Genomic DNA, 24,189 nt, shown 5'->3' with positions numbered 1-24,189 from the left:
TCCACAGAAAAATTACAGGATCGACAATCTAACACGCCACTGCAGCAAGCGGGCGGCTTGAACGCTACAATGAACTCTTTATTCGTCGGTAATCGGTCATGGCTTTCACCACCTGGATCACCTTTGTCATCGCTGCCTGCATCATTGCCGTGTCGCCTGGTTCGGGCGCCGTGTTGTCGATGTCGCATGGTTTGTCGTATGGCGTGAAGCGTACTTCCGCCACCATCCTCGGCCTCCAACTTGGCTTGCTGCTGGTGCTGGCGATTGCCGGTGCGGGCGTCGGCTCCCTGCTGCTTGCCTCTGAAGTCGCCTTCAGCGTCGTGAAGACCATCGGCGCCCTGTACCTGATCTGGCTCGGGATCAGCCAATGGCGCGCCAAGGTTGCCGCCGGCCAGGGGATCCAGGCCGCGCAAGCAGCGCTGCCGTCGTTCCGCAAGCGCTTCATGACTGGCTTCCTGACCAATGCTACCAATCCGAAGGGCATCATCTTCATGGTCGCCGTGCTGCCGCAGTTCATCAACCAGCATGCGCCGGTGCTGCCGCAGCTGGCCATCCTGGCAGCGACGATGTTCGTGATCGACCTGGTGGTGATGCATGGCTATGCCTTCCTGGCATCGTCGATGCAGCGCTTCTTCCGCGAATCCTCTGCCATCAAGGCGCAAAATCGCGTATTCGGAGGTCTTCTGATGTTTATCGGCGGGGCGCTGTTCTTCGTCAAGCGCGGAGCGGCCGAGGCATGACGACCCGGTTCCGGCATTACAAAGGCGGGTTCTACGAGCTGGTGTGCGAGGCCACGCTGGAATCCGACCACAGCACGATGATCGTGTACAAGGCCGCCAACGGCTCCATCTGGTGCCGCCCGCGCGAAGTTTTCTTCGAGATCATCGAGGTCGATGGCAAGAAGGTGCAGCGCTTCACCCCCATTTGAAATTATTTGTAACTTGCGTCCTCGCCAAGGGGGTTCAGGCGTTATATAAAAAACGAAAACGCCTTAGAACGTTCCCTTGGAGAGATAGAAAATGAGCCGCAAGATTGCGCAATTCCTGATGCTGGCAGCTTTGGTCGCAGTGACCTCGGTCGCCATGGCCGATCCGCCCGCCCGGGTGGGGCGGGTAACCGTCACCGAAGGCAGGGTGACCATGCTGGTCAACGGCGAAGAAGAAGCCGGCAACTTGATGAACTGGCCGGTCACCAGCGAAAACCACCTGACGACCGCCAGTGGTGCTCGCGCGGAGTTCCGCGTCGGCTCCGCTGCCATTCGCCTGGACGGTGACAGCGACCTCGAGGTACAGGAGCTGGATGACGAGCGCCTGGTGCTGCGCCTGAATTACGGCACCGCTGCCGTGCGCTTGCGCGATCCGGCCATGCTCAATGAATTTGAATTCCTGACGCCGCAAGCGCGCGTCACGCTGGCCGAACCCGGCTCTTTCCGCGTTGATGCCGAACGCGCTCCCGACACCACCGTGATCAATGTCTTCGCCGGCAACGCCCGTGTCGAAGGTGCCGGCACCATGCTGACCGCCCGTACCGGCAAGCGCGTGGAAGTGCGCGGCGACGATATCTTTACCGCGCTGGCAAGGCGTGATGATTTCCACAACTGGGTCGCTGGCCGCGACCGCCGCGACGAGGGCATGGTCGCTTCGCGCTATGTGCCGGCCGACATGACCGGTTACGAGGACCTGGACAATTACGGCAACTGGATCGAGGACCGCGAATATGGCACCGTCTGGTTCCCGCGCGCTGTCTCGGCCGGCTGGGCGCCTTACCGCGACGGCCGTTGGGTCTGGATTTCGCCTTGGGGCTGGACCTGGGTCGACAACTCGCCTTGGGGTTATGCACCGTTCCACTATGGCCGCTGGGTCGTCGTGGGCGGCCGCTGGTGCTGGACGCCGGGCCGCGTGGTTGGCCGCTCGGTGTGGTCGCCGGCGCTGGTGGGCTGGGTCGGCGGCAATAACTGGAGCGTAAGCTTCGGCTCCGGCCGCTCGGGACCGGCAGTCGGCTGGTATCCGCTGAGCCCGCGCGACCGCTATGTGCCGGCCTACCGCATGTCGTCGGACTTCGAGCGCCGCCTGGTATGGAACCACCGCACCAATGAGCGCTGGCATGAGCGCTACCAGGACCGCGACCATGACGGCCGCCGCGATGGCGTGACCGCCCTGCCGAGCGACCAATGGGGCCGCGGCCGCCATATTCCAGTGAACAACGGCGCCCGCGTTCCGCCGCAGGATGTACGCAATGTGCCGCTCATGACCGCGCCGCCAGTGCTGTCCTCCAGCCTGCAACGCCAGACTCAGGCCCAACCCCCGCGGCAGGACTGGCAGCATACCCGTGAGGACCGCTTCAACCGGGATCGCGACGAGCGCTTCAACCGCGACCGCGGCCAGGACCGCCACGCCGAGCGTGAGCGCGGACCCGACCTGCGCGTCCCCGATCGCCAGGATCAGCAACGCCAGCCAGTACTGCAGACACAGCCGCAGCCACAACAGCCACAGCAGCCGCGTCAAAACTGGACCCGTACCGACAATGACGAACGCGATGGCTGGCGCAACCGCATAATGCGAACCCAGCAACAGCAACAGCAACAGCAACAGCAACAGCAACAGCCGCAGTTGCAGGCCGCGCCGCCCCAGGCGCAGCCACAACCGCAACCGCAGCGCATGGAGCAGCCGCGCCACGAGCCACGCTTCGGCGGAGGCGAGCGCGAAGAGCGCGGTCGCCGCGACGCCCCTCAAGTGCAGATGGCCCCGGCCCGTCCGGCGCAAATGTCGCCACCGCCGCAACCGGCCGCACCGCAACCGGCCGCACCGCAGCCGCAGCCGCAGCCGCAAATGCAGCCCCAGCAGTCCCAACCACAGCAGCAGCACCAGCAGCAACAGCGCCGTGAAGCGCGCGAGCGCCGCGAGGAACGTATGGAAAACGGCGAAAATCGCCGCTAAGCTGCTGCGCTACCTAAGCCAGCCACCCCAAGTGGCTGGCTTTCTTATTTGCTGATCTTGGCGCGCTGGCGAATCCGCTCACGCCACTCGCCCAGCGCCGACAGCGCGCCGTGGAATTCACGTTCGATCAGGTCCGCCTCCGCCTCCGTCACCTTGCCGTCGAGCAGGGCTTCCGACACTGCTTCCGCCACAGCGCCTACTTGGGCCATCACCTTGCACACCGTCTGCGACAAGTCATCGTTGCTCACGTCATTCGGGATCGGCACGATGAAGGCCGCCATGCCATGCCGTGTCAGCAGGGCATGCAGCGGCAGCATGGCTTCATTCACCCCCGCCTTATGGCACAGGTCGACGATGGTGGAAACCTCCTCGAACGAGGGGTAATGCGAGGCGATGGTCGGCGCCAGCTTGTTGCGCAGCACGTTGGACGAGATGCCCATTTGCTGGGCAAGTGCCTCGATACCGCCGGGGAAAGTGCGCGCTACCTTATAGAGCGCGTCGTGCTGGTTCATGTCCAGGTATTTCTTAGTCATGGTGAAGCGGGCCTTTTTTTACCGATGCAGTCGGATTGTTTGAAAGATATGCTGATTTTCATCGAAAGTTTAACTACCTGACAACGGTGAAATTCATGTTCAAGCGCACTCGCTTCGCGGCCATCATGGCAATCGTGGTGGCCATTGTAGCCGCCAACACGGCCGATGCCCGTCCTGGCGGCTCATACCGCAGCGGCTTTTCCTCGGGCCGGAGCACGGCGTCGCGCAGTGTCAGCACCCCGAAACAGCCAAGTTTCGGCACCTTCGGCCAGCGCCAGTCGCAGCCGCCGGCTGCAGCGCGCACGCCACAACGCGACTCGGCGATGTCGCGCGACCTCGACCGCCGTGCGGCACAGGACCAGGCCATGCGCACTTATGACACGCGCCGTGCCGGCACTGCCGGCCAGGCTGCTCCCGGCAGCTTTGGCAGCTCCACGGCCACGCGGACCGGCACCACGCCGCCACTGCCACCGCTCGATCCGGTAGTCCCCGGCGGCCGAGGCAGCGGTAGCGGCGGCTACAACAACGGTGCCTACGCCCAGCACGGCGCACCTGGCAACACCAGTGCACCTGCCCCGGTAATCGTCCGTGACAGCAGCAACGGCTGGCTGTGGGGTATTGGCGGCTTCATGCTGGGCCGCGCCGCCAGCGGCCACGCCGCTCCAGCCCCGGCCCCGGCCCCGGCCGTCCAGCCGGCACCGTCCACGCAGCAGCCAGTCGATGTCAGCGGCAACACCGGCGCCATGGCAGACGCAGCCGGCGCAAGCGATATCGCGACCTCGGGTGCCGCGGCAGGCGCCGTTGTCGAGCCCGTCCGCCAGCCGCCAGTGCAAGCGCCGGCAGCCAAGCCAGCCGCTCAAGAATCGAGCACCCTGGCCAAGCTGGCGGTAGCCCTGCTGGCCGGCTGCCTGGTGTGGCTGGCCTGGAAAGCCTTCCGCCTGATGGCTGGGGCACAGGAAGTGAAAAAGAACGCCAACTACTCGTTTGAAAGGAACTAAGGAATGGGCTGGAAAGACGCCATCGATTACCTGCGCAGCGGCGCCAAGCGCCGCGGTGTCGAAAGCGACGCGCCGCAGCCGGAAGACCGCAGCCTGCCGCTGGCAGCCAGGATTGGCAGCGTAGTGGACCTGCAAGCCTCGCCCCTGCTGCGCGCCAACGCCAACGGCTCCCTGGTCGCGCTGCCGGAAGCGGAAGACAGCCGGATCCTCGCCATTTCCCAGTTCAAGCTGACGATGGCCGGGCGCCTCTACCGCTACTACCTGGCCAAGGGCGACGAGGACGAGCGCGAAAAGTTCCTCCAGCTGTACGTGGATGAACACGGCGAGGTGAAGGAAGTCCTGTACTGCACGCAGCTGGTGCGCTTCATCCCCACCACTGCGGAAGACCAGGACGCCTTCACCGGCGCCGATGGCTGCGGCCTGGGCGAACTGCAATTCAGCCTGTGGCGCAGCCAGCTCGAGGAAAGCGGCGCCGACAGCACAGTGCTGGCCAGCGCCTTCGGCGAGCAGGAAGCGCTGGACTTCGAACGCGATGTTGGCGACCCGAATGCCGGTTTCATCCCGCCCTTCACGGGCACCGAAACCCGCATTGACGAGGCCAGCGGCATGCAGGGCCTGAAGCAAGAGCTGTACTTCATGCCCTACGCCCGGCAACTGGGCGACGGCAGCAAGGAATACCTGCTGGTCACGACGGAGATCCTCCAAAGCGTGAACGGCGATGCAGGGAAACGCGGGATTCACGTCGATTTCGTAGTGGGAATCCCGGTGGAGCAGGAACGGCTGGTCATCCAATAACGACCGCCGCATTGGTGAATTGAACTTAACTGAAAGGATGCAAAAAATGAGCAACTCGAATGGCTGGGCCCTGACTGCACGACTGATTTCCAAGCACTTTGGCGCCTTGGGCGACCGGGTCTCGGAAGCCATCGCCAGTTTTGACCCGGAAACGGCGACTGAGGCCGACCGCGACCGCCTGGCCGACACCCTGCGCAGCGCCGCCCAAAAGCTGGCCCAGGCCCGCGCCGCCTTCAACAAGGAACGGGACGACGTGGTCCGCCTGCGCAAACTGATCGAAACCGACGAGAAAGCCACCGGCACCCTGGCCGAACGCCTGGCCGCCGGCCAGATCTCGGAAGCAACGATCAACCTGTTCTGCGACGAGCTGGAAGCCAACAAAGGCCGCCTGCCGCAGGAAATCCAGGAAGAAGCCGATGCCCAGGCTTACATGGAAGAGCTGCAAAAGATCGTTGACGCCCTGTCGCAGCAACTGGCCGACTTCGACGCCGCCGCCAAGAAAGCGATGCAAGCCCTGTCCCAGGCCAAGGCCCAGCGCGAACTGCAGGAAGTGCGCGCCGATCGCCAGAGCCAGCTCGCCAGCCTGTCAGGCATGCGCGGCAACACCAGCGCCCTGAACGCGCTGACCAAGCGTGCCCAGCAGATCAGCAACGAAGCCGAAGGCATGAAGATCGTCTCTGACATCGGCCAGCGCCCGTACGACCAGGCCGCTGAAATCGATGCAATCCGCAAATCGGTCACCAACCCGGTGAACGGCAGCGAATCGGCCCTGGAACGCCTGCAGCGCCTGTCGAACAAGGTGCCAGCCGCTGCGGCATAAGCCCCTCGCTTGAAAAATGGCCCTCCGGGCCCATATGGGTAACGATGTAAAATGGAACCCGGCGCACTCGCACCGCGCCGGGTCTTTTTTTTGTTGCTACAAGATTGGAAAAATCATGATGAATCCCATCCCGCCTGAAGAGTCCCTCATCGAGTATCCGAGCGACTTCCCGATCAAGGTGATGGGCGCTACCCACGACGCCTTCGCCCCCACGATCATTGAAGTGGTGGTCGCGCACGACCCGACGTTCCATGAAGGCAAAATGGAATCGCGTCCTTCGGCCAAGGGTAACTACACCAGCCTGACCTGCACCGTGCGCGCTACCAGCCGTGAGCAGCTGGATAACATCTACCGCGCGCTGTCCGGCCACCCGATGGTCAAGATGGTGCTCTAAGAAGCTGGCTGCGGGCGATCTCCGCCTTCAGCCACTCACGGAACGCCCGCACCTGCGGTTTCTGCAGCGCGCCGGGCGGACTGACCAGGTAGTAGTCATCCGGGCAAGGCGAAGCAATATCGAATAGCCGCACCAGCTGGCCCGAAGCAATTTCCTGCATCGCCACCACATGGCGCACCAGCGCCACGCCGTCGCCATCGACGGCGGAACGAATCAGCATCGATAAATCCTCGAACATCACGCCGCCGGAAGGCTCGGGCAAGTCCAGCCCGGCCGCCCGGAACCACGGCGCCCATGGTTCATTCGAGCGCAGCAAGGTAGCCTTTGCCAGGTCCTGTGGATAAGCAGGCAGTTGCCCACCGCGATAGTGAGGGCTCGCTACCGGATAGTAAATCTCGCCGATCAGGCGCTCCACATCCAGCCCCGGATATTTGCCGCGCCCGAAGCGGATACCGACATCGATCCCCTCCCGCAGCAAGTCCTGCAAAGCCCCGCTGGCCTGCAGGATCACCTCGATGGTCGGATGCTGTTCGATGAATTGCCCCAGCCGGGGCGCCAGCCAGCGCGCCGCAAACGAAGGAATCGCAGTCACGCTCAGGCGCTGCACACCGTCCGGCGGCCGCAGCTCGGCCGCGCCGTCCGCCAGCTCCGCCAGGCAGCGCGCCACGGTGGCCGCGTAGCGCCGCGCTTCCGGCGTCGCCGTCACTTGCTTGCCGTTGCGGACGAACAGCTGCACGCCCAATTCCTCCTCCAGCCCGCGCACCTGGTGGCTGATGGCGCCATGCGTCAGGTACAGCTCCGCCGCCGCCCGCGAGAAATTCTCGTGACGGACCGCCGCCTCGAAGGCGCGCAGGGCAGATAAATTCGGCAATCGCATATCGTTGTGAAGAAAACTAACTAGGCAATAGAAAATATATCGTTTTGGCAAGCGTGAAGCAAGGCATACCATGTGAATAAACCTAACCAAGCCGGAGCCCCGCCATGAGCCTCAAACTGTATGTGGACAGCCAGTTCACCAGCCCCTACGCCATTTCCGCCTTCGTCGCCCTGCGCGAAAAAGGCCTCGATTTCGAACTCGAGACCGTGGACCTGGAGGCCGGCAAGAACAAGGAACTGTCCTATACCGGCAAGGCCCTGACTGGCCGCGTACCCTGCCTGGTGCACAACGACTTCATGCTGACCGAGTCCAGCGCCATCACCGAATACCTGGACGAGATGTTCCCAGCCCCCCAGCACCGTGCCCTGTACCCGGTGCTGCCCCAAAAACGCGCCGTCGCCCGCCAGATCCAGGCCTGGGTGCGTAGCGACCTGGGCGCGCTGAGGGAAGAGCGCAGCACCTACACGGTGTTCTACCGCCGCGCCGAACAGCCGCTGTCCCCCGCCGCCCAGGCGGCGGCGGATAAGCTGGTACACCTGGCCGAACATGTGATCGACGGCCCCTACCTGTTCGGCCGCTGGTGCATCGCCGATACCGACCTGGCCATCATGCTGAGCCGCCTGGTGATGAACGGTGACCCGGTGCCGCAAAAGCTCAAGGATTACGTTGCGCACCAATGGCAGCGGGAGTCTTTGCAAGATTGGCTAAAGAACATCAACCTGATGCCAGCTTAAGGAAATCGGCATAAAACTGCTTAGTCATTAAGCAGTGAAAGGGCGAGGCCGGTATAATGGCGGGGCTTTTCCCGACCTGTAGCCCTATGCCTATCCAGCCGGCGGTGATCCGCCATCTCGGCCAAGCCGAATACGAGCCAACTTTCGCAGCGATGCGCGCCTTCACCGACGCGCGCCAGGAAGATACGCCCGACGAACTGTGGATCGTCGAGCATCCGCCCGTCTATACGCTGGGCCTGGGCGCCGACCGCGGCCACCTGCTGGCCGGCGCCACCGCCATCCCGACCGTGCAAACGGATCGCGGCGGCGAAGTGACTTTCCATGGTCCCGGCCAGGTCGTGATCTACCTGATGATGGACCTGCGTCGCAACAAGAAAGGCGGCAAGCTGTACGCCCGCCAGTTCGTCAACAAGATCGAAGAAGCGATCATCCATGTGCTGGCCGCGTATAATCTCGCCGGTGAGCGCATCGAAGGTGCGCCCGGCATCTACATCGCCAACGGCCCGAAAAAAGGCGCCAAGATCGCCGCCCTCGGCTTGAAGGTGCGCGGCAATGGCTGCACCTACCACGGCGTATCGCTGAACGTGGGCATGGACCTGGCCCCCTTCACCTGGATCAATCCCTGCGGTTACGCAGGCCTGGAAACCATCGACATGCGCTCGATGGGCGTGGATGTCCCGCTGGCCGATGTCCAGCAGGCCCTGGCCAACGAGCTGGTCAACCAGCTGCAGGTGGCCGAACCTGAATTAACTTGAAAGCAAGCAGATGACTTACAACCCAAGCGACAAGCAAAAAGGCGCCGACAAGACCTCCCGCATCCCGATCAAGATCATCCCGATCGAACAGGCCGAACGCCTGAAGAAGCCGGACTGGATCCGCGTCAAAGCCGCATCGGCATCGACCCGCTTCTACGAGATCAAGGACATCCTGCGCGAGAACAAGCTGGTGACCGTCTGCGAAGAAGCGAGCTGCCCGAATATCGGTGAATGCTTCGGCAAGGGTACTGCTACCTTCATGATCATGGGCGACAAGTGCACGCGCCGCTGCCCGTTCTGCGACGTGGGCCACGGCCGCCCGGACCCGCTGGACACCCAGGAACCGATCAACCTGGCCAACACCATCGCCAAGCTGCGCCTGTCCTACGTGGTAATCACCTCGGTGGACCGCGACGACCTGCGCGACGGCGGCGCCGGCCACTTCGTCGAGTGCATCACCAAGACCAAGGAACTGTCGCCAAAGACCCAGGTTGAAGTGCTGGTGCCCGACTTCCGCGGCCGCCTGGAAAAGGCGCTGGACATCTTCGCCGGCGGCCTGCCGGACGTGATGAACCACAACCTGGAAACCGTGCCGCGCCTGTACAAGGAAGCCCGCCCAGGCGCCGACTACCAGCACTCGCTGACCCTGCTGAAAGACTTCAAGGCACGCTACCCGCACGTCAAGACCAAGTCCGGCCTGATGGTCGGCCTGGGCGAGACCGACGAAGAGATCCTGGAAGTGATGCGCGACATGCGTGCGCATGACATCGACATGCTGACCATCGGCCAGTACCTGGCGCCGTCCAACAGCCACCTGCCGGTGCGCCGTTACGTGCACCCGGACGTGTTCAAGATGTTCGAAGAAGAGGCATACAAAATGGGCTTCGCCCACGCCGCAGTTGGCGCCATGGTGCGTTCCTCGTACCACGCCGACGTGCAGGCGCATAACGTACTGGAACAGGCCTGAGCTGATTCAGCCATTCTGAAGTAGTATATTGCCGACCTGATAATAATAGGAGGCAGGAATGGCTGAGCATAAATGGCATGAGGAATTCGAAGCACTGCGCAAGATCGTTCTTTCCACGCATCTGAACGAGGAGACCAAATGGGGTTGCGCATGCTTTACCTACAATGACCAGAACGTGGTCCTGATCCATGGCTTCAAGGAATACTGCGCGCTCCTGTTCTTCAAGGGCTCGCTGATGCAGGACCCGGAAAACATCCTGGTGCAGCAGACCGCGAACGTGCAGGCCGGGCGCCAACTGCGCTTCACCGGACTCGCCGAAATCAAGAAGCAGGCGAAGATCATCAAAGCCTATGTCGAAGAGGCGATCCGCGTCGAAAAATCCGGCGCCAAGGTTGAATTCAAAGACACCAGTGATTTCCCAATGGCCGACGAATTCCTGCAAAAGCTTGATGATCATCCGGCTTTGGCGGAAGCCTTTTACGCGTTGACCCCGGGCCGCCAGCGCGGCTACCTGCTGCACTTCTCCTCCGCCAAACAGGCCAAGACACGCGAATCGCGCGTCGAGAAATGCGTGCCGCAGATCCTGGCCGGCAAGGGCCTCGACGACTAAAGCCTGCGGCGGGCGAAGCGGATCGCCTCCGGCAGGGCATGCTCCTGCCGCCCAGCAAGCAAGCCTTTCATAAACGATAGTTCCGCCGCATTGGCGGGCAGTTGGTCCTGCAAGGATTGCAGCAGGTCGCGCGCGATGCGGCCGTCATTCAGCTTGCCCAGTAAATCCTGCGCACGGGACAGCACTTCCGAACGTGCCGCCACGCCGAAGAATTCACGCATATAGCGCTCCTTCTTCACCGCGATCCGCAGCCGGTGCAGGCTCGCGGGGCGTCGCACGTCCAGTTGGCGAACACGCTTCGCAACCGCGACGCGCGCCCGCCGCACCAGCGCCCGCGCCACTTTGCGCGCATCCTTGTCCCATGGTTGGATGCGTGCCGGGTCACGCCACAGGCGATCGCCGCGCCACAAGGCCAGTTCGTCCATCAACGAGCGATAGCGTGGCCCTTCGAGGAGTTGGCGTACGTGTTTATGCTGCTGCGCCGCCTGTTCGCGCGCGACCGACAGCACTGGTTGCGACGCGCCGCCCAAAGCGGGCAAGGTCGACGCCACGAATACATCCCAGTTGCGCGCTCGGCCAAACTCCTGCCCGAGCCAGCGCAGTTTGCCCGCAGTCCCGTCAGGCATGGCGTCCCAGGATTGGACGCCCGATAACAGTGCGCGCAAGCGCCGCACCCCGACGCGCATCTGGTGCAGGCTCTCGACGTCGCTTGCCAGGACGCCGGCAACGTTATCGCGCACCTGCGTCAGGCAATCGAATACGATCGCCTCGAATGCCTCGCCAAACCTGGCTTTGCGACGGATGTTCATTGGCCCAGTATAGGCCTGCGGTGGAATGATAAGATTTCGATATGACAGTTCGCATCGAACCAAGCTGGAAAACCCAACTGGAAGACGAGTTCACGCAGCCGTACTGGCAAGCGCTGACTGGCTTCGTGCGCGCGGAATACGCCGAACGCCAATGCTTCCCAGCCGGGCGCAACATCTTCCGCGCCTTCGACCTGACGCCGTTCGATGACGTGAAAGTCGTGATCCTCGGACAGGACCCTTACCACACCCCGGGTGCTGCGATGGGCTTCTGCTTCTCGGTCCCCGACGGCAACCGTCCGCAACCGAGCCTGCAGAACATCTTCCAGGAACTGCAATCCGACCTTGGCGTAGCGCGCCAGCGCACCGACCTGTCCGACTGGGCCGGGCAAGGCGTATTCCTGTTGAACAGCGTGCTGACGGTGCGCGCCCGCGAAGCCGGCTCGCATGCAGGCAAGGGCTGGGAGAACTTTACCGACAGCGCCATCAAGCGCCTGTCCGCCGGGCGCGAAGGCCTGGTATTCATCCTGTGGGGCAGCTACGCCATCGCCAAGCGCGCCCTGATCGATGCGCGCAAGCACATGGTCATCACCTCGCCCCACCCGTCTCCGTTCTCGGCGCACAAAGGCTTCTTCGGCAGCCGCCCCTTTTCGCGCGCCAACACCTATCTGGCGCAGCAGGGCAAAACGACGATCAACTGGGCTTGAGTGCCGCGAGCAAGGCTTGCGTGACGACAGCCTGCTGCGCTTCACGGCTGACAGCCGGATTGCCATCCAACGGCTGGTGCCCGTAGTGGCCGAACTGCGAATGGTTACCGCCCTTGATTTCCATCCAGCGTGTGTGCGGCGGCGGCAAAGCCGTGTTGCGCCTCACATCGGCGATGCGTGCCACGCCATCGTTATTTGCGAACACCTTGGTCACGGGGATGCGCAGGCCGGAAAGATCCTGCTGCTTGCGATGGGTAGTGCCAGCCAATACCAGCGCCGCCGGCAAAGCCGGCGCGTCATGGGCCAGCCGCGCCGCCAAGCGAATGGCCGGCGACCACCCAGCGCTGCAGGGCTTCAATGCGTAGTGCGCTTGCCGTAGCAGAGGGTGTAGAGCTGGGTGCGCAGGGCGCTGAATTCTTCGTCGAGCTGAAGATCGCTGATGGAGCCGGCGCCGCCGAAATAGTGCAGGATCTCGCCCTTGGCAGCCGAGCAATCGAAGGCGCTCAGCGTGCGTGCGCGGTGCAGCAGGCGGGCCCAGTCATCCTGGTGGCCCTGCGCCAGCTTCACTTCCATGCGCTGCACGATGGCAGACAGTTGCTCTCGTTCGTTCATAGGAAATTCTCCGTAAGTTAATCGGTTGAATCCACCTTGTGAGCTTCTGGTCTTGCCTGCAGACCGGGCCCTTGTGGGGCGGGTCGCGCATGCGTAAGCATACCCTGTTTCGCGCTGTTATGATTCTTCATCTGTAAACGGAGACTAGCCCGATGAAATTCGACCTCGAAAAACTCAACCAGCTCACTCACAACAACCTGACCGGCCACCTTGGCGTACGCGTTACCGGCGCCGCCGAAGGCGAATTGCAGGCCGAAATCGACATCGTCCAGCACCACCTGGCGCCCAACGGCTACCTGCACGCCGGTACGGTCGTTACCCTGGCCGACACGGCCTGCGGTTTCGGTTGTATTGCCAACCTGCCGGAAGGGGCCCAGAATTTCACCACGATCGAGTTGAAGTCGAACCACCTTGGGACCGCCCGCGAAGGTACGATCGCCGTTGCTGCCCGCATGGTGCATGGCGGCCGCACCACCCAGGTGTGGGACGCGACAGTCACTAACAAGGCGACCGGCAAAGCCATTGCCCTGTTTCGCTGCACACAGATGATCCTTTACCCCAAAGGCTAATATGCGAAAACTCCTTGGTGCAGGTTTGCTGGTGGCCGCTTCGGCTGCGCAGGCGCAGGATGGCAGCCTCTATCGCGGGCTTGGCGGCGATGCGGGGATCAAACGCATCGTCGACACAATGTTCGACATTGTGCTGGCCGATGAACGCATCAAGGAAACCTTCGAAGGCTTCGATATCCCGCAAACCAAGGCGCGGCTGGCCGACCAGGTCTGCGAGTTGTCCGGCGGTCCATGCAAGTTCACGGGGCATGGCAAGAACCGCGACATGAAGGCGGCGCACGAAGATTTGAAGCTCAACGACAAGCATTTCAACGCGCTGACGGAAGACCTGCAAATTGCCATGGAACGCAACAATGTCCCGGCCAGCGTGTCGAACCGGCTGGTCGCAAAGCTGGCGCCCATGCACCGCGATATCGTGACTGCCGGCGGCGGCGCGCCGCAAGCAAAGCCGGATCAGGGCAAATTCATCGCCACCGGCGGCGCCAGTATGGTGGAAGGCAGCGCCGGTGGCGGCGTCGTACCGTGGGCGATGATTACCGGCTACGGCACGCGTGATAGCTGGGGCGCCAGCGCTTTCGCCACGCACCTTTCCACACAAGACTACAAGCTGCTCAGCTATGGCTTGGCCGCCGGCATTGGCGACCGTGTCGAAATCTCGCTCGCCCGCCAGGATTTCGAAGGCGACCTTGCGCCGCTCGACCAGCTGCGCATCAAGCAGGACATCGTCGGGGTCAAGCTGCGCGTGGCAGGCGACGCTGTCTATGAGCAGGATAGCTGGCTGCCGCAAATCGCCATCGGGCTGCAATACAAGAAAAACAAGGGTGTTGCCGGCCTCGCTGCACTCGGTGTCAGCAGCGTCAAGCAGCTCGGCGCCAGGTCCGAACGCGGCACGGACTTCTACGTCACCGCCACGAAGATCATGTTTGAACAGAGCCTGCTGGTGAACGCCACCCTGCGCAGCACGCGCGCCAACCAGATGGGGCTATTGGGATTTGGCGGCGACAAGGAAAGCAGCCGCAAGCTCATGCCCGAGCTGTCTATCGGCTACCTGCTGACGCGCAAGCTGGTGCTTGGCGCGGAGTACCGCCGCAAACCGCACAATCTCAGCGTAGATAACGAGAAAGCCTACAAGGATATTTTCCTGGCATGGCTGCCGAGCCGCCAGTTCTCGCTGACGGCGGCGTATGCGGACCTGGGAACGATTACGGTCTTCAACCCGAAAACCCAGCGCGGCGCTTACCTGTCCGCGCAAGTCGCTTTTTAGGCGATCAGCCCTTCAGGGCTTTTTCGAGCAGCGCGTGGAGGGCCGGGAATTCCGGCTTGCCCACGTAGCGCTTGATGATGTTGCCGTCCTTGTCGATGACGAAGGTAGTCGGCGTCATTGAAACGTCGCCATAGGCTTTGGCGGCATCGCCGGTCACGTCCAGCGCCACTTTGAAAGGCAGTTGGCGGGTTTCGGTGAAATTGACTACGTAATTGGGCGCGTCGTACTTCATCGCCACGGCGACGAATTCCAGGCCCTGGCCCTTGTACTTGTTGTACGTTTCGACCATTTCCGGCATCTCGGCCACGCAGGTGGTGCACGAGGTGGCCCAGAAATTGACCATCACGACTTTGCCCTTCAGGCTCTCAGGTGTGATCTTTTCCCCTTTGATGCCGAGGAAGGTGACGGCAGGCGCGGATTGGTGCCTGTTCAGCGACTGGTAAGCCGTGAAGCCGATACCGGCGATAACGGCAAGCGCAATCGCCGGTTTGAGCCACACCTTGGAGCCGGACGACATGATCAGCCCTGCGAAGCTTGCTGGGATGGCTGGTATTGCTTCACGTCGTCCTCGGAGATGTACTCGAACACCTTGACGACCTTGGTCACGCCGGCAACGCCGCGCGCGATATCGGCCGCCTGAGCGCCTTCACGCTGGGTGACGCGGCCCATCAGGAACACGGCGCCTTTTTCGGTGATTACCTTGAAGGAGTTGGCCGAGATATCCTTGGCGTCCGCCAGGCTCAGTTTGACCTTGGAGGTGATCAGCGCGTCGCTGGAACGGGAGGTGTAGCTGGACGAGAAGCCAACTTCCAGTTCATTGGTGATGTTCATGACGCCTTCGATAGCGCGCACTTCGCGCTCCACCTTGGCCTTGGTTTCATCGTCCGGCACTTCGCCGGTCAGCAGCACGCGGCGGTTGAAGCTGTTCACGTTGACGTGGGAGCTCTTGCCGGCGATGTTAGGCATCTTCACTTCGGCCTTTACAACGATCGACTTGTCTTCCGTCTGGGCGCCAAGCGTGCGGCGGTCGGATGCCGCCAGGGTACCTGCAACTGCGCCGCCGGCAACAACGACCGGAACGCAAGCGGACAGGGTGGTGCTCGCCAGGACCGCGGCCACGATGGCCAGCGAAAGTGGACGGGCTTTATTCATTTACATCTCCTCCGAACAGGGCGACGTCGATGCCGTCGCAAATGCAATGGATGGTTACCAGGTGGACTTCCTGGATACGGGCGGTACGGTCTGCCGGCACGCAGATATGCACGTCGGCGTCGGTCAGCATCTTGCCGATTGCGCCGCCGCCTTTGCCGGTCAGTGCCACTACGCGCATCTCGCGTTCCAGCGCCGCTTCGATCGCCGCCATCACGTTGGCCGAATTGCCCGAAGTGGAAATCGCCAGCAGGATGTCGCCAGCCTGGCCGAACGCCTGCACCTGCTTGGAGAAGATCTCGCGGTAGCTGTAGTCGTTGGCCACAGCGGTCAGGATGGAAGTGTCGGTTGCCAGCGAAATGGCCGGCAGCGGGAAGCGCTCACGCTCGAAACGGCCGACCAGCTCCGCGGCGAAGTGCTGGGCGTCAGCCGCCGAGCCACCATTACCGCAAGCCAGGATCTTGTTGCCGTTCGAGAGGGCGGAGAACATCAGGTCCACAGCTTGCGCGATAGGCTGCGCCAGGACGGTTGCGGACTGGATCTTGATTTCGGCACTTTCGTGGAAGTGCGAGAGGATGCGTTGATTGGTCATAGTGTGCGTAATTATAGTGCAGTGGCTTGGCCGGCCTCACAAGCGCTGTTAAAAATGCTTACATTTGATCAATGATAGCGTTGCGCAGCCAACTTATGTGCTCGCCGTCGATGGCCACCACGTCGATCCGGCATGGTGGCATTTTGACAAAACGCAGCAGGTAAAACTTCGCGGCCCGCAGGACGCGGCGCTGCTTGGCGGGGGAAATGCTGGCGGCAGCACCGCCGAAATGGGGATTGTTGCGCTCCCGGACCTCAATGAACACCAGGTGCTCGCCATCGCGCATGACCAGGTCCAGCTCCCCGGTCTTGCAGAGGAAATTGCGCTCGACCAGCTTGAGCCCCTGCTGCTGGAGGTAAGCCATGGCCCGGTCTTCGCCGCCCCGGCCGATCTCCTGGAGTTCGGTGCGGGGCATGGTTTCTCCCTATTGGCCGACCGGGACCGGCACGCCGTTGTGATACTCGGCCGGCACTTCGGCCCGCTCGAACCACGACGGCCCGGTGCCGAAGTCGATGGTCAACTGGCCGGTCACGCCATCGAGCTGGAAGCGGCGCTGCGGCTGGATGGCGATTTCACGGGCGATGCGGAAGGCGTCGATGCCCAGCGCATAGACGCGCTCCATGTCGGCGCTGATGCGCGCTTCATCGCGCGGAATCGGCTGCGGATAGGTCATCACTGCCGGATGGTCGCGCTGCACCAGCCATGGCAGGTCGAGCAGGCGCACGCCGTCCAGCTCGGGCCCGGCGCGGTACATGCTGCGGCCAGGATTCAGGGACGATGTGCCGTATACCGGGATATCGCCCAGCGGCGGCGCCGACAGCGCGATCTTGAGCTGGCGCACCTGGTCCGGGTCCAGCGCGGCGAACAGCACGCCGGCCGGCTCGCTTTGCAGGCGGCCGCGCAGGGCCACCAGTTCGGAATCCTGCAGGTAGCCGTTGAGCGGCGTCAGGTCTACGTTGCGCGGACGCAGGCCGAGGCGCTGCAATTGCGCCGACATGGCGCCGGCGATGCGCTTCTGCCAGGACGAATTACCCGAAATAACCAGCGCCCTGGCCGAAGGATTTTCGCGGGCGCCCCACTCGGCCACCTGGCGTGCCTCATCTTCGATCGACAGTCCGACCACCAGCATCTGGGGTGGGATCTGCGGATCGCCGCGCAGTTCCGGGTGGTTCAGCGCGATGGTCGGCTTCTCCACCAGCGGGCTGGAGGCAATTGCCGTAACAGCGGAGCGGGCCAGGGGACCGACCACCATATCGTTCTTTTCCTGGGCCGTTACGTAGGCGGACAGCACGTCTTGCGGCGAGTCGCCGGTTTCCACCACATTGATCTCAAAGCCATGGCTGTCGCGCTCCAGCGCCGCCATGAAGCCGGCGCGCAAGGCATCGGCGGCACGGCCCAGCGCCTCCGAACGCAGCGGCAGCAGCAGCGCAATGCGGTAAGCCCGCTGGCCGTCAGCCTTTTCCGCAGGCTGCGGGACGACCTGCATGATGCTTGGCGGGCGCGCCACCTCGTCCGGCGAAGGCACGGAGAAGGTCTCGACCACCGCCTCCGGCTCAGGCGGCGGCGCCGGCGGTTTCGGCCGCGGCGCCTTGGCAACGGCAGGCGGTGCACTTGTCACCGAAGTGATTGGCGCGCACAATCCCCCGGGCGCGTCGCACGGAGTGCTACAAGCGCTGGCCAGCATGGCCGTGGCAACGCCAAGTATCAGATTTTTGATATTTTTAAACAGCATCCTTCCCCCAATGACAGCACAAGATTCCACTCCTCTCGCCAGTTTAGCAATCCTCGGCGAGACCGCCCACCAAAATTATCCCACGGCAACTCTATACGTGGTGGCCACGCCAATCGGCAATGTGACTGACATTAGCCTGCGCGCCTTGCATGTGTTGTCGCTGGTTGACGCGGTCGCCTGCGAAGATACGCGCAACACCGCGCAACTGATGAACCGCTTCGGCCTGCACAAGCCCCTGATCGCCGCCCATATGCACAATGAACGCGAAGCGGCCGCAGGCCTGATCGTGCGCCTGCAGGCCGGCGAGCGTATTGCCCTGGTGTCGGATGCCGGCACCCCGGCAGTCTCCGACCCTGGCGCCCGCATTGTGGACGCGGTGCGCACCGCCGGCTTGCGGGTGATTCCCCTGCCTGGCGCCTCGGCAGCCGTGGCAGCGCTGTCGGCCAGCGGCCTGGTAAATGACCAGTTCCACTTTGTGGGTTTTTTGCCATCGAAGTCCAAGCAGCGCGAAGGCGTGTTGCAGGGATTGGCCGCCGCGCCGGCCACGCTGGTGTTCTACGAAGCCCCGCACCGTATTGTCGAGTGCGCCCAAGCCTTGGCCGACGCCTTCGGCGCCCAGCGCCAGGTGGTATTCGCCCGCGAGGTGACCAAGTTGTTCGAGCAAATCCACCGCTGCCCGCTGGGCGAAGCCGTCGCGTGGCTGAAATCCGACACCAACCATGAAAAAGGCGAGTTCGTGGTACTGGTCGAAGGCGCCCCGCCAGCCGAAGCAGGCCACGACGGCGAAACCGACCGCATCCTGCAAATCCTGCTCGCCGAGTTGCCCGTAAAACAAGCCGCCGCCCTCGCCGCCCAGATCACCGGCAAGAAAAAGAACGCCCTCTACGACCGCGCCCTCGAGCTCAAGCAGTAAATGTCCACCTCGGGGTCAGGAACGAAAGTGGACATTTACCATTTGCAGCCGCTGTCTTTCTTGTCCATCATCAGGTAGAGCGGGGCCAGCAGGCCGCCGGGGATGCCGTCCTTGCAGTTGGGGCGGGCGGCGTCCTGGATTCGGCGGGCCAGCTTTTCGTCTCGCGTTTCACGCATTTTGAGTGGGGCCGATTCCAGCTCGCCTGCAATGTCGCGGGCGGCGGCCTTGGCGGCTTCGCGGTCGAAATGCGTCGTTGCCCCCGGTTCGGCGGGACGCAAAACCAGCGTGGATTCGCGGGCCGGCTCGACAGCCATCGTTGCCTCCTCTTTCGATGCATTCTTGTGCGGCTCGGCCCGACGCGGCTGGCGGCGCGGTTCGGCGAGCGCAATGCGCTCTGGCTTGCGCTCGATCTCCGGTGCGGGCTCAGGCGGCGGCGTTGGCGCCACGATCCTCACTTCTACCTTCGTCAGCCAGGAACGCGAATCGTCCACATTGCGCGGTTCGGGCGGCCGCACGAAAACCACTACTGCCAAGTGCAGTAACAAAGAAATAACGATACCGGCTGCAATCCGCCACCTCGGCGTTCGGTAAGGCATCAAAATTCTCCAACTTTTAAATTGGGGGTTGACGACCCCCCGCCCAGCTTGTATTATCTTGCTTCTTCGGAGTGTAGCGCAGCCCGGTAGCGCATCTGCTTTGGGAGCAGAGGGTCCAAGGTTCGAATCCTTGTACTCCGACCAAGTTTCAGAAAAAAGACCTGCATTCGTGCAGGTCTTTTTTTTTCTGCATTAGGATCAGCGCCATGTACACCTGCCCTTGCTGCGGATATGCCGCCTTCGCCGGCGCCCCCGGCTCACTTGCAGCGTGCCCTGTCTGCGACTGGCACGACGACCTGCCGCAACTCTACTCCCCCTTCCTCGCCAGTGGCGCCAACGTACACAGCCTGGCGGAAGCCCAAGTGCGATACGTACAGTTCGGCCATTCGGCGACCGGCGCCGAACACGTGCGCGACCCGCACTGGTTCCCGCTCTGGCAGCAAAAAGCTGATATCCCGGACGGTCCCCCGCTCGAAAGCGCCACCACCTACGATCTGTATTACTGGCTGCGCACCCCGCGTACATCCGTGCCCGAGCAACCGGTCGGCCTGCGCCGCGTGCGCAACCGCATCATGGAATACCTGGAGCTGGCCAGTTCCTTCGACGCACAGCGGCAATTGCAAGCCGCCGCGCCAGCCATGTCAGCTGCGGATGAAGTCTTGAATCAATGGGAAGACTGGGTAACGCCAGACTGGAAACAGCATTTCACTGAACCAGTTTTCTCGGCGGAAGAACGCAACGGGATCGCGCAGTTTGCGCGCGTGTGGAGCGAGATCGCGGAAGGTGCGCCGCATCCCCTGCCGCGCCTTGAAGCGCTGTTCGCAACGCCCAACTGGCAATCGTTGCAGCGCGCAGCGGCCAGGCTGCTGGCAATATTCCTGCAGCGCGGCCGCTCGGACGAAAGCTAATCAGCCGGCGCGTTTGGCGGCAATCGCATTGCCGGCGCGGCTGGCGCCTTTGCGACCCAGGAAGCTGGAGATGAACTGGCCCGCGTCGACCACCTTGTCCAGGTCCACACCGGTCTCGATGCCGAGGCCATTCATCATGTAAATCACGTCTTCGGTCGCGACGTTGCCGGTAGCGCCCTTGGCATAAGGGCAGCCGCCCAGGCCCGATACCGAGGAGTGGAAAATCTCAATACCCGCTTCCATCGAGGCGTAGATATTCGCCAGCGCCTGGCCGTAAGTGTCGTGGAAGTGGCCCGCCAGCCCGTTGGCGCGGAACTCCTTGATCGCGCGTTCCATTACCGCCCTGGTCTTGAGCGGGGTCGATACGCCGATGGTGTCGGCAATATCGATCTCGTCGCAACCCAGGTCGCGCATGCGGCCCACCACATAGGCCACCGAATCCAGCGGCACGTCGCCCTGGTAAGGACAGCCGAACGCCGTGCTGACCGAAGCGCGCAGGCGCAGGCCCGCATCCTTGGCCGCTTTCGCAACCGGCACGAAGCGCTCGATCGATTCCGCGATCGAGCAGTTGATGTTCTTTTGCGAGAACGCCTCCGACGCTGCGCCAAAGATCACCACTTCATTGGCACCCGCCGCCAGCGCGGCTTCGAAGCCCTGCATATTCGGCGTCAGGGCGGAATAGATCACCCCCGGCTTGCGGGTAATGCCGGCCATGACTTCCTTTGAAGTCGCCATTTGCGGCACCCACTTCGGCGACACGAACGACGCCGCTTCGATGTTCGGGAAGCCCGCTTCCGTCAGGCGGTTCACCAGCTCGATCTTCACGTCGGCAGGAACGTCGCCCTTTTCATTCTGCAGGCCGTCGCGCGGGCCCACTTCAACAATCTTGACCTTCTTTGGCAAACTCATTTCAGTACCCTTTTGTGCGATTGATTACATCGGCGACTTCTTCGCCGCGTGCATGCTGGCGCATCTTGGCGGCCATTTGTTCCACGCTTTCACGGCGCAGCGTCAACGCTGAAATGTGCGGCGTGATCGTGATGCGCGGCTCCATCCAGAATGGATGCTGCGCCGGCAGCGGTTCGTTGCGGAACACGTCGAGCGTGGCGCCTGCAATGTGGCCGGACTTGATCAGCGGCAGCAGGTCCGGTTCGGAAATGTGCGCACCGCGTCCCACGTTGATGATGTAAGAGCCTTGCGGCATCTTCATCATGTTGGGGCGGTTGAGGATGTGGGTGGTTTCTTCTGTCAACGGCAGCATGCACACGACAACGCGCGAAGAACCGAGGAAACCATCCAGCCCCGCCTCGCCATGGAAGGAATCAACGCCGTCCAGTGACTTCGGCGAACGGCTCCAGGCGCGCAGGGGGAAGCCGAAGGGCCTGAGCGCTTCGATTACGTGCGAGCCAAGTGCGCCCACGCCCATCACGCCCACGGAGAAGTCGGCCTTTTCGCGCGCTTCCAGTTGCAGCCAGGCGCCCGAGCGAGCCTGCGTCTCGTACTCGTCGAGGCGGCGGAAATAACGCAGCACGGCATGCGTGACGTATTCCGCCATCTGGATGCCCATGCCGGCGTCATTCAGGCGCACGATGGGAATATGCGGCGGAATCGCGTGCGAATATTTCATGATCGCATCGGCGCCGGCACCGGTCAGGAAGATCGCCTTCACGCGTGCCAGCTCGGCCAGCATGGCTTGCGGCGGCGTCCACAGCACGGCGTAATCACAAGTCGGCAAGTGGGCGCCTTCGCGCCAAACCACCACTTCCGCCTCCGGCATCAAGTCGGCGAAATCCTTGACCCACGGCGCGGTGTTGCCATCCGCGCGATACAGCAGGATGCGCATTGCGCCTCTCCTTAAGCGGCAGTTTTGAAGGCCAGCAGCGGCGCGCCATCCGCCACCTGGTCGCCCACCGCGTACAGGATCTCCTCGACCACGCCGTCATGCGGGGCGGAGATGGTGTGCTCCATCTTCATCGCTTCCATGATCACCAGCGCGTCGCCTTTCTTCACTTCCTTGCCCTTTTCGGCCAGGACTGCGACTACCTTGCCCGGCATCGGCGCGGTCAGGCGGCCGCCTTCCGCTTCGGATTCGCCGGCATGCGCCATGGGGTCGTTATAGTCCAGCACATAGTGGCCGCCGCCGGTGAAGACGTGGAAGGCCACCCCGTCACGGGTCGTCTCGCGGCGCACCGTTCCATGCACCGAGGTCTCGCCCAGCTTGATGCTCAGGTCCGAGCCGTCCTGCTTGAACAGCGACAGCTCGACTTCCAGGCCCTTGATCTCGAACTGCCAGCCGTGCGGCAGGTAGGTCAGCATCGGCGCGTACTGCTTGCCGTGCTCGTCGCTGAAGGACAGCTTGCGCGCATAGTTGAAGTTCATGCGCCAGCCCAGCGCCTGGCCCCACGGATCACCTTTGTTGGCGCCGGATTGGGCGGCCGACTTGTCCTTCTCTTCCTCGATCAGCGACACCGCGGCCAGCGCTACTGCAGCCACCGGGATCGAGCGCGCAGGCGGGAACAGCGCGTCGTGATTCCGTTCAATCAGGCCGGTATCCAGGTCGGCATTGGCGAAGGCATCGCCTTCCACCAGGCGCTTCAGGAAGGCGATATTGGTCGCCAGGCCGACGATCTGGTATTGCGACAGCGCCTGCGCCATGCGGGCCAGGGCCTGCTTGCGGTCGGCGCCCCACACGATCAGCTTGGCGATCATCGGGTCGTAGAACGGCGAAATCGCATCGTTCTCGCGCACGCCGGAATCGATACGCACGGCAGCCGGATGGCCAGGCACGCCGCCCAATTCGAAGTTGGCGGCGCCAGGCGTTTCCAGGTGGCGCAGCGTGCCGATCGACGGCAGGAAGCCCTTCTCCGGATTCTCGGCATAGATACGCGCCTCGATCGAGTGGCCGTTGATGGTCAGTTCTTCCTGCTTTTTCGGCAGGGTTTCGCCGGCGGCGACACGGATCTGCCATTCCACCAGGTCGGTGCCGGTGATCATTTCGGTCACCGGGTGTTCAACCTGCAGGCGGGTATTCATTTCCATGAAGTAGAAGCTGCCGTCCTGGTTGGCGATGAATTCCACCGTACCGGCGCCGACATAGCCCACGGCGCGCGCCGCAGCGACGGCGGCTTCGCCCATCGCGGCGCGGCGTTCGGCGTTCATGCCCGGCGCCGGCGCTTCCTCCAGTACTTTCTGGTGGCGGCGCTGCACGGAGCAGTCACGCTCGAACAGGTAGATGCAATTGCCGTGCGTATCGGCGAACACCTGGATCTCGATATGGCGCGGGCGCTGCAGGTATTTCTCGGCCAGCACCTTGTCGTCGCCGAATGAGCTGGTGGCTTCGCGTTTGCAGGACGCCAGCGCATCCTTGAATGCTTCCGACGACTCGACCACGCGCATGCCCTTGCCGCCGCCGCCGGCCGAAGCCTTCAGCAGCACCGGGTAGCCGATGCGGTCTGCCTGTTCCTGCAGGAAGCCTGCATCCTGGTTGTCGCCGTGGTAGCCCGGCACCAGCGGCACATTGGCCTTCTCCATCAGCTGTTTGGCAGCCGACTTCGAGCCCATGGCGCGCATGGCGGACGCCGGCGGGCCGATGAAGGCCAGGCCCACTTCGGCGCAGGCATCCGCAAACTCGGCGTTCTCGGACAGGAAACCATAGCCCGGGTGGATCGCTTCCGCACCGGTGGCCAGCGCCACGGCGATCAGCTTGTCGCCGCACAGGTAGGATTCCTTGGCGGCGGCCGGGCCGATGTTCACCGCTTCGTCGCACACGGCAACGTGCTTGGCATTCGCGTCCGCATCCGAATATACGGCCACGGTCTTGATGCCCAGGCGCCGCGCGGTTGCAGCGACGCGGCAAGCGATCTCGCCACGGTTGGCAATCAGGATTTTTTTGAACATGTCTCTCTCTACTCTTTTTTTGGAT

General features: G+C 63.0%; 30 protein-coding genes and 1 tRNA gene. 17 read left to right on the top strand and 14 right to left on the bottom strand.

Annotated features, from left to right (window positions below; translation table 11 throughout):
• Window positions 1-98: 98 nt before the first annotated feature.
• The 3 genes from ASE26_RS13725 to ASE26_RS13715 all read left to right on the top strand — a co-directional run bounded on the left by ASE26_RS13725 (window position 99) and on the right by ASE26_RS13715 (window position 2,936).
• On the top strand, window positions 99-740 hold the full coding sequence (locus ASE26_RS13725) for a LysE family transporter (protein ID WP_055939251.1): 642 nt from the start codon (window positions 99-101) through the stop codon (window positions 738-740).
• Window positions 737-928, top strand: coding sequence for a DUF1653 domain-containing protein (locus ASE26_RS13720; RefSeq protein ID WP_055939249.1), 192 nt, complete (start codon window positions 737-739; stop codon window positions 926-928). The genes ASE26_RS13725 and ASE26_RS13720 overlap by 4 nt, the downstream gene beginning before the upstream one ends.
• A gap of 91 nt (window positions 929-1,019) precedes the next feature.
• Window positions 1,020-2,936, top strand: a complete 1,917-nt coding sequence (locus ASE26_RS13715; RefSeq protein ID WP_057246410.1) for a DUF6600 domain-containing protein — start codon at window positions 1,020-1,022, stop codon at window positions 2,934-2,936.
• A gap of 44 nt (window positions 2,937-2,980) precedes the next feature.
• Here ASE26_RS13715 and ASE26_RS13710 read toward each other — a convergent pair whose 3' ends face one another.
• A complete protein-coding gene (locus ASE26_RS13710; RefSeq protein ID WP_055939243.1) occupies window positions 2,981-3,469 on the bottom strand; it encodes a phage regulatory CII family protein in 489 nt (162 codons plus the stop codon).
• 95 nt (window positions 3,470-3,564) lie between these two features.
• Between ASE26_RS13710 and ASE26_RS13705 the strand changes: the two genes are divergently transcribed.
• The 4 genes from ASE26_RS13705 to ASE26_RS13690 all read left to right on the top strand — a co-directional run bounded on the left by ASE26_RS13705 (window position 3,565) and on the right by ASE26_RS13690 (window position 6,476).
• Window positions 3,565-4,467: a hypothetical protein gene (locus ASE26_RS13705; protein WP_055939240.1), complete on the top strand. Its 903-nt coding sequence runs from the start codon at window positions 3,565-3,567 to the stop codon at window positions 4,465-4,467.
• Between the two features lie 3 nt (window positions 4,468-4,470).
• Entirely contained in the window at window positions 4,471-5,262 is a 792-nt protein-coding gene (locus ASE26_RS13700) for a DUF2491 family protein (RefSeq protein ID WP_055939237.1), read from the top strand.
• A gap of 46 nt (window positions 5,263-5,308) precedes the next feature.
• Entirely contained in the window at window positions 5,309-6,082 is a 774-nt protein-coding gene (locus ASE26_RS13695) for a hypothetical protein (RefSeq protein ID WP_055939233.1), read from the top strand.
• Window positions 6,083-6,200: 118 nt separating this feature from the next.
• Complete coding sequence (locus ASE26_RS13690) at window positions 6,201-6,476, top strand: DUF493 family protein (RefSeq protein WP_028103457.1); 276 nt, start codon at window positions 6,201-6,203, stop codon at window positions 6,474-6,476.
• Here ASE26_RS13690 and ASE26_RS13685 read toward each other — a convergent pair.
• Window positions 6,460-7,353, bottom strand: a complete 894-nt coding sequence (locus tag ASE26_RS13685; RefSeq protein ID WP_055939230.1) for a transcriptional regulator GcvA — start codon at window positions 7,351-7,353, stop codon at window positions 6,460-6,462. The two genes, ASE26_RS13690 and ASE26_RS13685, sit on opposite strands and share 17 nt — an antisense overlap.
• Before the next feature lie 104 nt (window positions 7,354-7,457).
• Between ASE26_RS13685 and yfcF the strand changes: the two genes are divergently transcribed.
• The 4 genes from yfcF (at window position 7,458) to ASE26_RS13665 (ending at window position 10,419) form a co-directional block, all read left to right on the top strand.
• Window positions 7,458-8,087: a glutathione transferase gene (gene yfcF, locus ASE26_RS13680; RefSeq protein WP_057246409.1), complete on the top strand. Its 630-nt coding sequence runs from the start codon at window positions 7,458-7,460 to the stop codon at window positions 8,085-8,087.
• Window positions 8,088-8,173: 86 nt separating this feature from the next.
• Window positions 8,174-8,842, top strand: coding sequence for a lipoyl(octanoyl) transferase LipB (gene lipB, locus ASE26_RS13675; protein WP_055939224.1), 669 nt, complete (start codon window positions 8,174-8,176; stop codon window positions 8,840-8,842).
• Between the two features lie 10 nt (window positions 8,843-8,852).
• Window positions 8,853-9,809 (top strand): lipoyl synthase, encoded by a 957-nt coding sequence (lipA, locus tag ASE26_RS13670; RefSeq protein WP_057246408.1) that lies wholly within the window; start codon window positions 8,853-8,855, stop codon window positions 9,807-9,809.
• 58 nt (window positions 9,810-9,867) lie between these two features.
• Complete coding sequence (locus tag ASE26_RS13665; protein ID WP_055939219.1) at window positions 9,868-10,419, top strand: YdeI family protein; 552 nt, start codon at window positions 9,868-9,870, stop codon at window positions 10,417-10,419.
• Here the strand turns inward: ASE26_RS13665 and ASE26_RS13660 are convergent.
• Entirely contained in the window at window positions 10,416-11,228 is an 813-nt protein-coding gene (locus ASE26_RS13660; RefSeq protein WP_055939216.1) for a CHAD domain-containing protein, read from the bottom strand. The genes ASE26_RS13665 and ASE26_RS13660 overlap by 4 nt on opposite strands.
• A gap of 41 nt (window positions 11,229-11,269) precedes the next feature.
• Between ASE26_RS13660 and ASE26_RS13655 the strand changes: the two genes are divergently transcribed.
• On the top strand, window positions 11,270-11,932 hold the full coding sequence (locus tag ASE26_RS13655; protein ID WP_055939213.1) for a uracil-DNA glycosylase: 663 nt from the start codon (window positions 11,270-11,272) through the stop codon (window positions 11,930-11,932).
• On the opposite strand, the gene ASE26_RS29965 is transcribed toward ASE26_RS13655, so the two are convergent.
• Entirely contained in the window at window positions 11,919-12,290 is a 372-nt protein-coding gene (locus ASE26_RS29965) for an alpha/beta hydrolase (RefSeq protein WP_162246610.1), read from the bottom strand. The genes ASE26_RS13655 and ASE26_RS29965 overlap by 14 nt on opposite strands.
• Window positions 12,287-12,544, bottom strand: a complete 258-nt coding sequence (locus ASE26_RS31035) for a hypothetical protein (protein WP_055939209.1) — start codon at window positions 12,542-12,544, stop codon at window positions 12,287-12,289. The genes ASE26_RS29965 and ASE26_RS31035 overlap by 4 nt, the downstream gene beginning before the upstream one ends.
• 152 nt (window positions 12,545-12,696) lie before the next feature.
• Between ASE26_RS31035 and ASE26_RS13640 the strand changes: the two genes are divergently transcribed.
• Window positions 12,697-13,113, top strand: coding sequence for a PaaI family thioesterase (locus tag ASE26_RS13640; protein ID WP_055939206.1), 417 nt, complete (start codon window positions 12,697-12,699; stop codon window positions 13,111-13,113).
• A gap of 1 nt (window position 13,114) precedes the next feature.
• The gene (locus ASE26_RS13635; RefSeq protein ID WP_307145625.1) at window positions 13,115-14,377 is read left to right on the top strand and encodes a DUF3034 family protein; all 1,263 of its coding nucleotides are present in this window, start codon (window positions 13,115-13,117) and stop codon (window positions 14,375-14,377) included.
• 4 nt (window positions 14,378-14,381) lie between these two features.
• Here ASE26_RS13635 and ASE26_RS13630 read toward each other — a convergent pair whose 3' ends face one another.
• Genes ASE26_RS13630 through ASE26_RS13610 form a run of 5 tightly spaced genes read right to left on the bottom strand, consistent with a single transcriptional unit; the run spans window position 14,382 to window position 17,736 of the window.
• Window positions 14,382-14,894: a TlpA disulfide reductase family protein gene (locus ASE26_RS13630; RefSeq protein WP_055939202.1), complete on the bottom strand. Its 513-nt coding sequence runs from the start codon at window positions 14,892-14,894 to the stop codon at window positions 14,382-14,384.
• A 2-nt stretch (window positions 14,895-14,896) separates the two neighbouring features.
• Window positions 14,897-15,529 carry a BON domain-containing protein gene (locus ASE26_RS13625; RefSeq protein ID WP_055939199.1) on the bottom strand — a complete coding sequence of 211 codons (633 nt, stop codon included), beginning with the start codon at window positions 15,527-15,529 and terminating at the stop codon, window positions 14,897-14,899.
• Window positions 15,522-16,118 (bottom strand): phosphoheptose isomerase, encoded by a 597-nt coding sequence (locus ASE26_RS13620; protein WP_055939195.1) that lies wholly within the window; start codon window positions 16,116-16,118, stop codon window positions 15,522-15,524. The genes ASE26_RS13625 and ASE26_RS13620 overlap by 8 nt, the downstream gene beginning before the upstream one ends.
• Window positions 16,119-16,176: 58 nt before the next feature.
• Window positions 16,177-16,533 (bottom strand): YraN family protein, encoded by a 357-nt coding sequence (locus ASE26_RS13615; protein WP_057246407.1) that lies wholly within the window; start codon window positions 16,531-16,533, stop codon window positions 16,177-16,179.
• Between the two features lie 9 nt (window positions 16,534-16,542).
• Entirely contained in the window at window positions 16,543-17,736 is a 1,194-nt protein-coding gene (locus ASE26_RS13610) for a penicillin-binding protein activator (protein ID WP_229207325.1), read from the bottom strand.
• Window positions 17,737-17,860: 124 nt separating this feature from the next.
• Between ASE26_RS13610 and rsmI the strand changes: the two genes are divergently transcribed.
• Window positions 17,861-18,763 carry a 16S rRNA (cytidine(1402)-2'-O)-methyltransferase gene (gene rsmI / locus ASE26_RS13605; protein WP_055939187.1) on the top strand — a complete coding sequence of 301 codons (903 nt, stop codon included), beginning with the start codon at window positions 17,861-17,863 and terminating at the stop codon, window positions 18,761-18,763.
• Between the two features lie 35 nt (window positions 18,764-18,798).
• Here rsmI and ASE26_RS13600 read toward each other — a convergent pair whose 3' ends face one another.
• The gene (locus tag ASE26_RS13600; protein ID WP_057246406.1) at window positions 18,799-19,296 is read right to left on the bottom strand and encodes a hypothetical protein; all 498 of its coding nucleotides are present in this window, start codon (window positions 19,294-19,296) and stop codon (window positions 18,799-18,801) included.
• Window positions 19,297-19,426: 130 nt separating this feature from the next.
• On the opposite strand from ASE26_RS13600, the gene ASE26_RS13595 reads away from it, so the two are divergent.
• A tRNA-Pro gene (locus ASE26_RS13595) sits at window positions 19,427-19,503 on the top strand.
• Window positions 19,504-19,565: 62 nt separating this feature from the next.
• Window positions 19,566-20,267, top strand: a complete 702-nt coding sequence (locus ASE26_RS13590) for a CPCC family cysteine-rich protein (protein ID WP_055939181.1) — start codon at window positions 19,566-19,568, stop codon at window positions 20,265-20,267.
• Here ASE26_RS13590 and ASE26_RS13585 read toward each other — a convergent pair whose 3' ends face one another.
• Genes ASE26_RS13585 through ASE26_RS13575 form a run of 3 tightly spaced genes read right to left on the bottom strand, consistent with a single transcriptional unit; the run spans window position 20,268 to window position 24,164 of the window.
• Complete coding sequence (locus ASE26_RS13585; RefSeq protein WP_057246405.1) at window positions 20,268-21,176, bottom strand: hydroxymethylglutaryl-CoA lyase; 909 nt, start codon at window positions 21,174-21,176, stop codon at window positions 20,268-20,270.
• Between the two features lies 1 nt (window position 21,177).
• Window positions 21,178-22,110 (bottom strand): glyoxylate/hydroxypyruvate reductase A, encoded by a 933-nt coding sequence (locus tag ASE26_RS13580; RefSeq protein WP_055939176.1) that lies wholly within the window; start codon window positions 22,108-22,110, stop codon window positions 21,178-21,180.
• 11 nt (window positions 22,111-22,121) lie between these two features.
• Entirely contained in the window at window positions 22,122-24,164 is a 2,043-nt protein-coding gene (locus ASE26_RS13575; protein ID WP_055939174.1) for an acetyl/propionyl/methylcrotonyl-CoA carboxylase subunit alpha, read from the bottom strand.
• Between the last annotated feature and the right edge of the window lie 25 nt (window positions 24,165-24,189).

Source organism: Duganella sp. Root198D2 (assembly GCF_001428585.1).
GTDB lineage: Bacteria > Pseudomonadota > Gammaproteobacteria > Burkholderiales > Burkholderiaceae_D > Rugamonas.
The sequence above is the reverse complement of the archived record's forward strand: the minus strand, read 5'-3'. Positions and strand labels throughout refer to the sequence as shown.

What these genes read in the sequence shown, in the direction of transcription:
- ASE26_RS13725 (WP_055939251.1), top strand. Translation starts at nt 99, where the DNA reads ATGGCTTTCACCACCTGGATCACCTTTGTCATCGCTGCCTGCATCATT.
- ASE26_RS13720 (WP_055939249.1), top strand. Translation starts at nt 737, where the DNA reads ATGACGACCCGGTTCCGGCATTACAAAGGCGGGTTCTACGAGCTGGTG.
- ASE26_RS13715 (WP_057246410.1), top strand. Translation starts at nt 1,020, where the DNA reads ATGAGCCGCAAGATTGCGCAATTCCTGATGCTGGCAGCTTTGGTCGCA.
- ASE26_RS13710 (WP_055939243.1), bottom strand. Translation starts at nt 3,469, where the DNA reads ATGACTAAGAAATACCTGGACATGAACCAGCACGACGCGCTCTATAAG.
- ASE26_RS13705 (WP_055939240.1), top strand. Translation starts at nt 3,565, where the DNA reads ATGTTCAAGCGCACTCGCTTCGCGGCCATCATGGCAATCGTGGTGGCC.
- ASE26_RS13700 (WP_055939237.1), top strand. Translation starts at nt 4,471, where the DNA reads ATGGGCTGGAAAGACGCCATCGATTACCTGCGCAGCGGCGCCAAGCGC.
- ASE26_RS13695 (WP_055939233.1), top strand. Translation starts at nt 5,309, where the DNA reads ATGAGCAACTCGAATGGCTGGGCCCTGACTGCACGACTGATTTCCAAG.
- ASE26_RS13690 (WP_028103457.1), top strand. Translation starts at nt 6,201, where the DNA reads ATGAATCCCATCCCGCCTGAAGAGTCCCTCATCGAGTATCCGAGCGAC.
- ASE26_RS13685 (WP_055939230.1), bottom strand. Translation starts at nt 7,353, where the DNA reads ATGCGATTGCCGAATTTATCTGCCCTGCGCGCCTTCGAGGCGGCGGTC.
- yfcF (WP_057246409.1), top strand. Translation starts at nt 7,458, where the DNA reads ATGAGCCTCAAACTGTATGTGGACAGCCAGTTCACCAGCCCCTACGCC.
- lipB (WP_055939224.1), top strand. Translation starts at nt 8,174, where the DNA reads ATGCCTATCCAGCCGGCGGTGATCCGCCATCTCGGCCAAGCCGAATAC.
- lipA (WP_057246408.1), top strand. Translation starts at nt 8,853, where the DNA reads ATGACTTACAACCCAAGCGACAAGCAAAAAGGCGCCGACAAGACCTCC.
- ASE26_RS13665 (WP_055939219.1), top strand. Translation starts at nt 9,868, where the DNA reads ATGGCTGAGCATAAATGGCATGAGGAATTCGAAGCACTGCGCAAGATC.
- ASE26_RS13660 (WP_055939216.1), bottom strand. Translation starts at nt 11,228, where the DNA reads ATGAACATCCGTCGCAAAGCCAGGTTTGGCGAGGCATTCGAGGCGATC.
- ASE26_RS13655 (WP_055939213.1), top strand. Translation starts at nt 11,270, where the DNA reads ATGACAGTTCGCATCGAACCAAGCTGGAAAACCCAACTGGAAGACGAG.
- ASE26_RS31035 (WP_055939209.1), bottom strand. Translation starts at nt 12,544, where the DNA reads ATGAACGAACGAGAGCAACTGTCTGCCATCGTGCAGCGCATGGAAGTG.
- ASE26_RS13640 (WP_055939206.1), top strand. Translation starts at nt 12,697, where the DNA reads ATGAAATTCGACCTCGAAAAACTCAACCAGCTCACTCACAACAACCTG.
- ASE26_RS13635 (WP_307145625.1), top strand. Translation starts at nt 13,115, where the DNA reads ATGCGAAAACTCCTTGGTGCAGGTTTGCTGGTGGCCGCTTCGGCTGCG.
- ASE26_RS13630 (WP_055939202.1), bottom strand. Translation starts at nt 14,894, where the DNA reads ATGTCGTCCGGCTCCAAGGTGTGGCTCAAACCGGCGATTGCGCTTGCC.
- ASE26_RS13625 (WP_055939199.1), bottom strand. Translation starts at nt 15,529, where the DNA reads ATGAATAAAGCCCGTCCACTTTCGCTGGCCATCGTGGCCGCGGTCCTG.
- ASE26_RS13620 (WP_055939195.1), bottom strand. Translation starts at nt 16,118, where the DNA reads ATGACCAATCAACGCATCCTCTCGCACTTCCACGAAAGTGCCGAAATC.
- ASE26_RS13615 (WP_057246407.1), bottom strand. Translation starts at nt 16,533, where the DNA reads ATGCCCCGCACCGAACTCCAGGAGATCGGCCGGGGCGGCGAAGACCGG.
- rsmI (WP_055939187.1), top strand. Translation starts at nt 17,861, where the DNA reads ATGACAGCACAAGATTCCACTCCTCTCGCCAGTTTAGCAATCCTCGGC.
- ASE26_RS13590 (WP_055939181.1), top strand. Translation starts at nt 19,566, where the DNA reads ATGTACACCTGCCCTTGCTGCGGATATGCCGCCTTCGCCGGCGCCCCC.
- ASE26_RS13585 (WP_057246405.1), bottom strand. Translation starts at nt 21,176, where the DNA reads ATGAGTTTGCCAAAGAAGGTCAAGATTGTTGAAGTGGGCCCGCGCGAC.
- ASE26_RS13580 (WP_055939176.1), bottom strand. Translation starts at nt 22,110, where the DNA reads ATGCGCATCCTGCTGTATCGCGCGGATGGCAACACCGCGCCGTGGGTC.
- ASE26_RS13575 (WP_055939174.1), bottom strand. Translation starts at nt 24,164, where the DNA reads ATGTTCAAAAAAATCCTGATTGCCAACCGTGGCGAGATCGCTTGCCGC.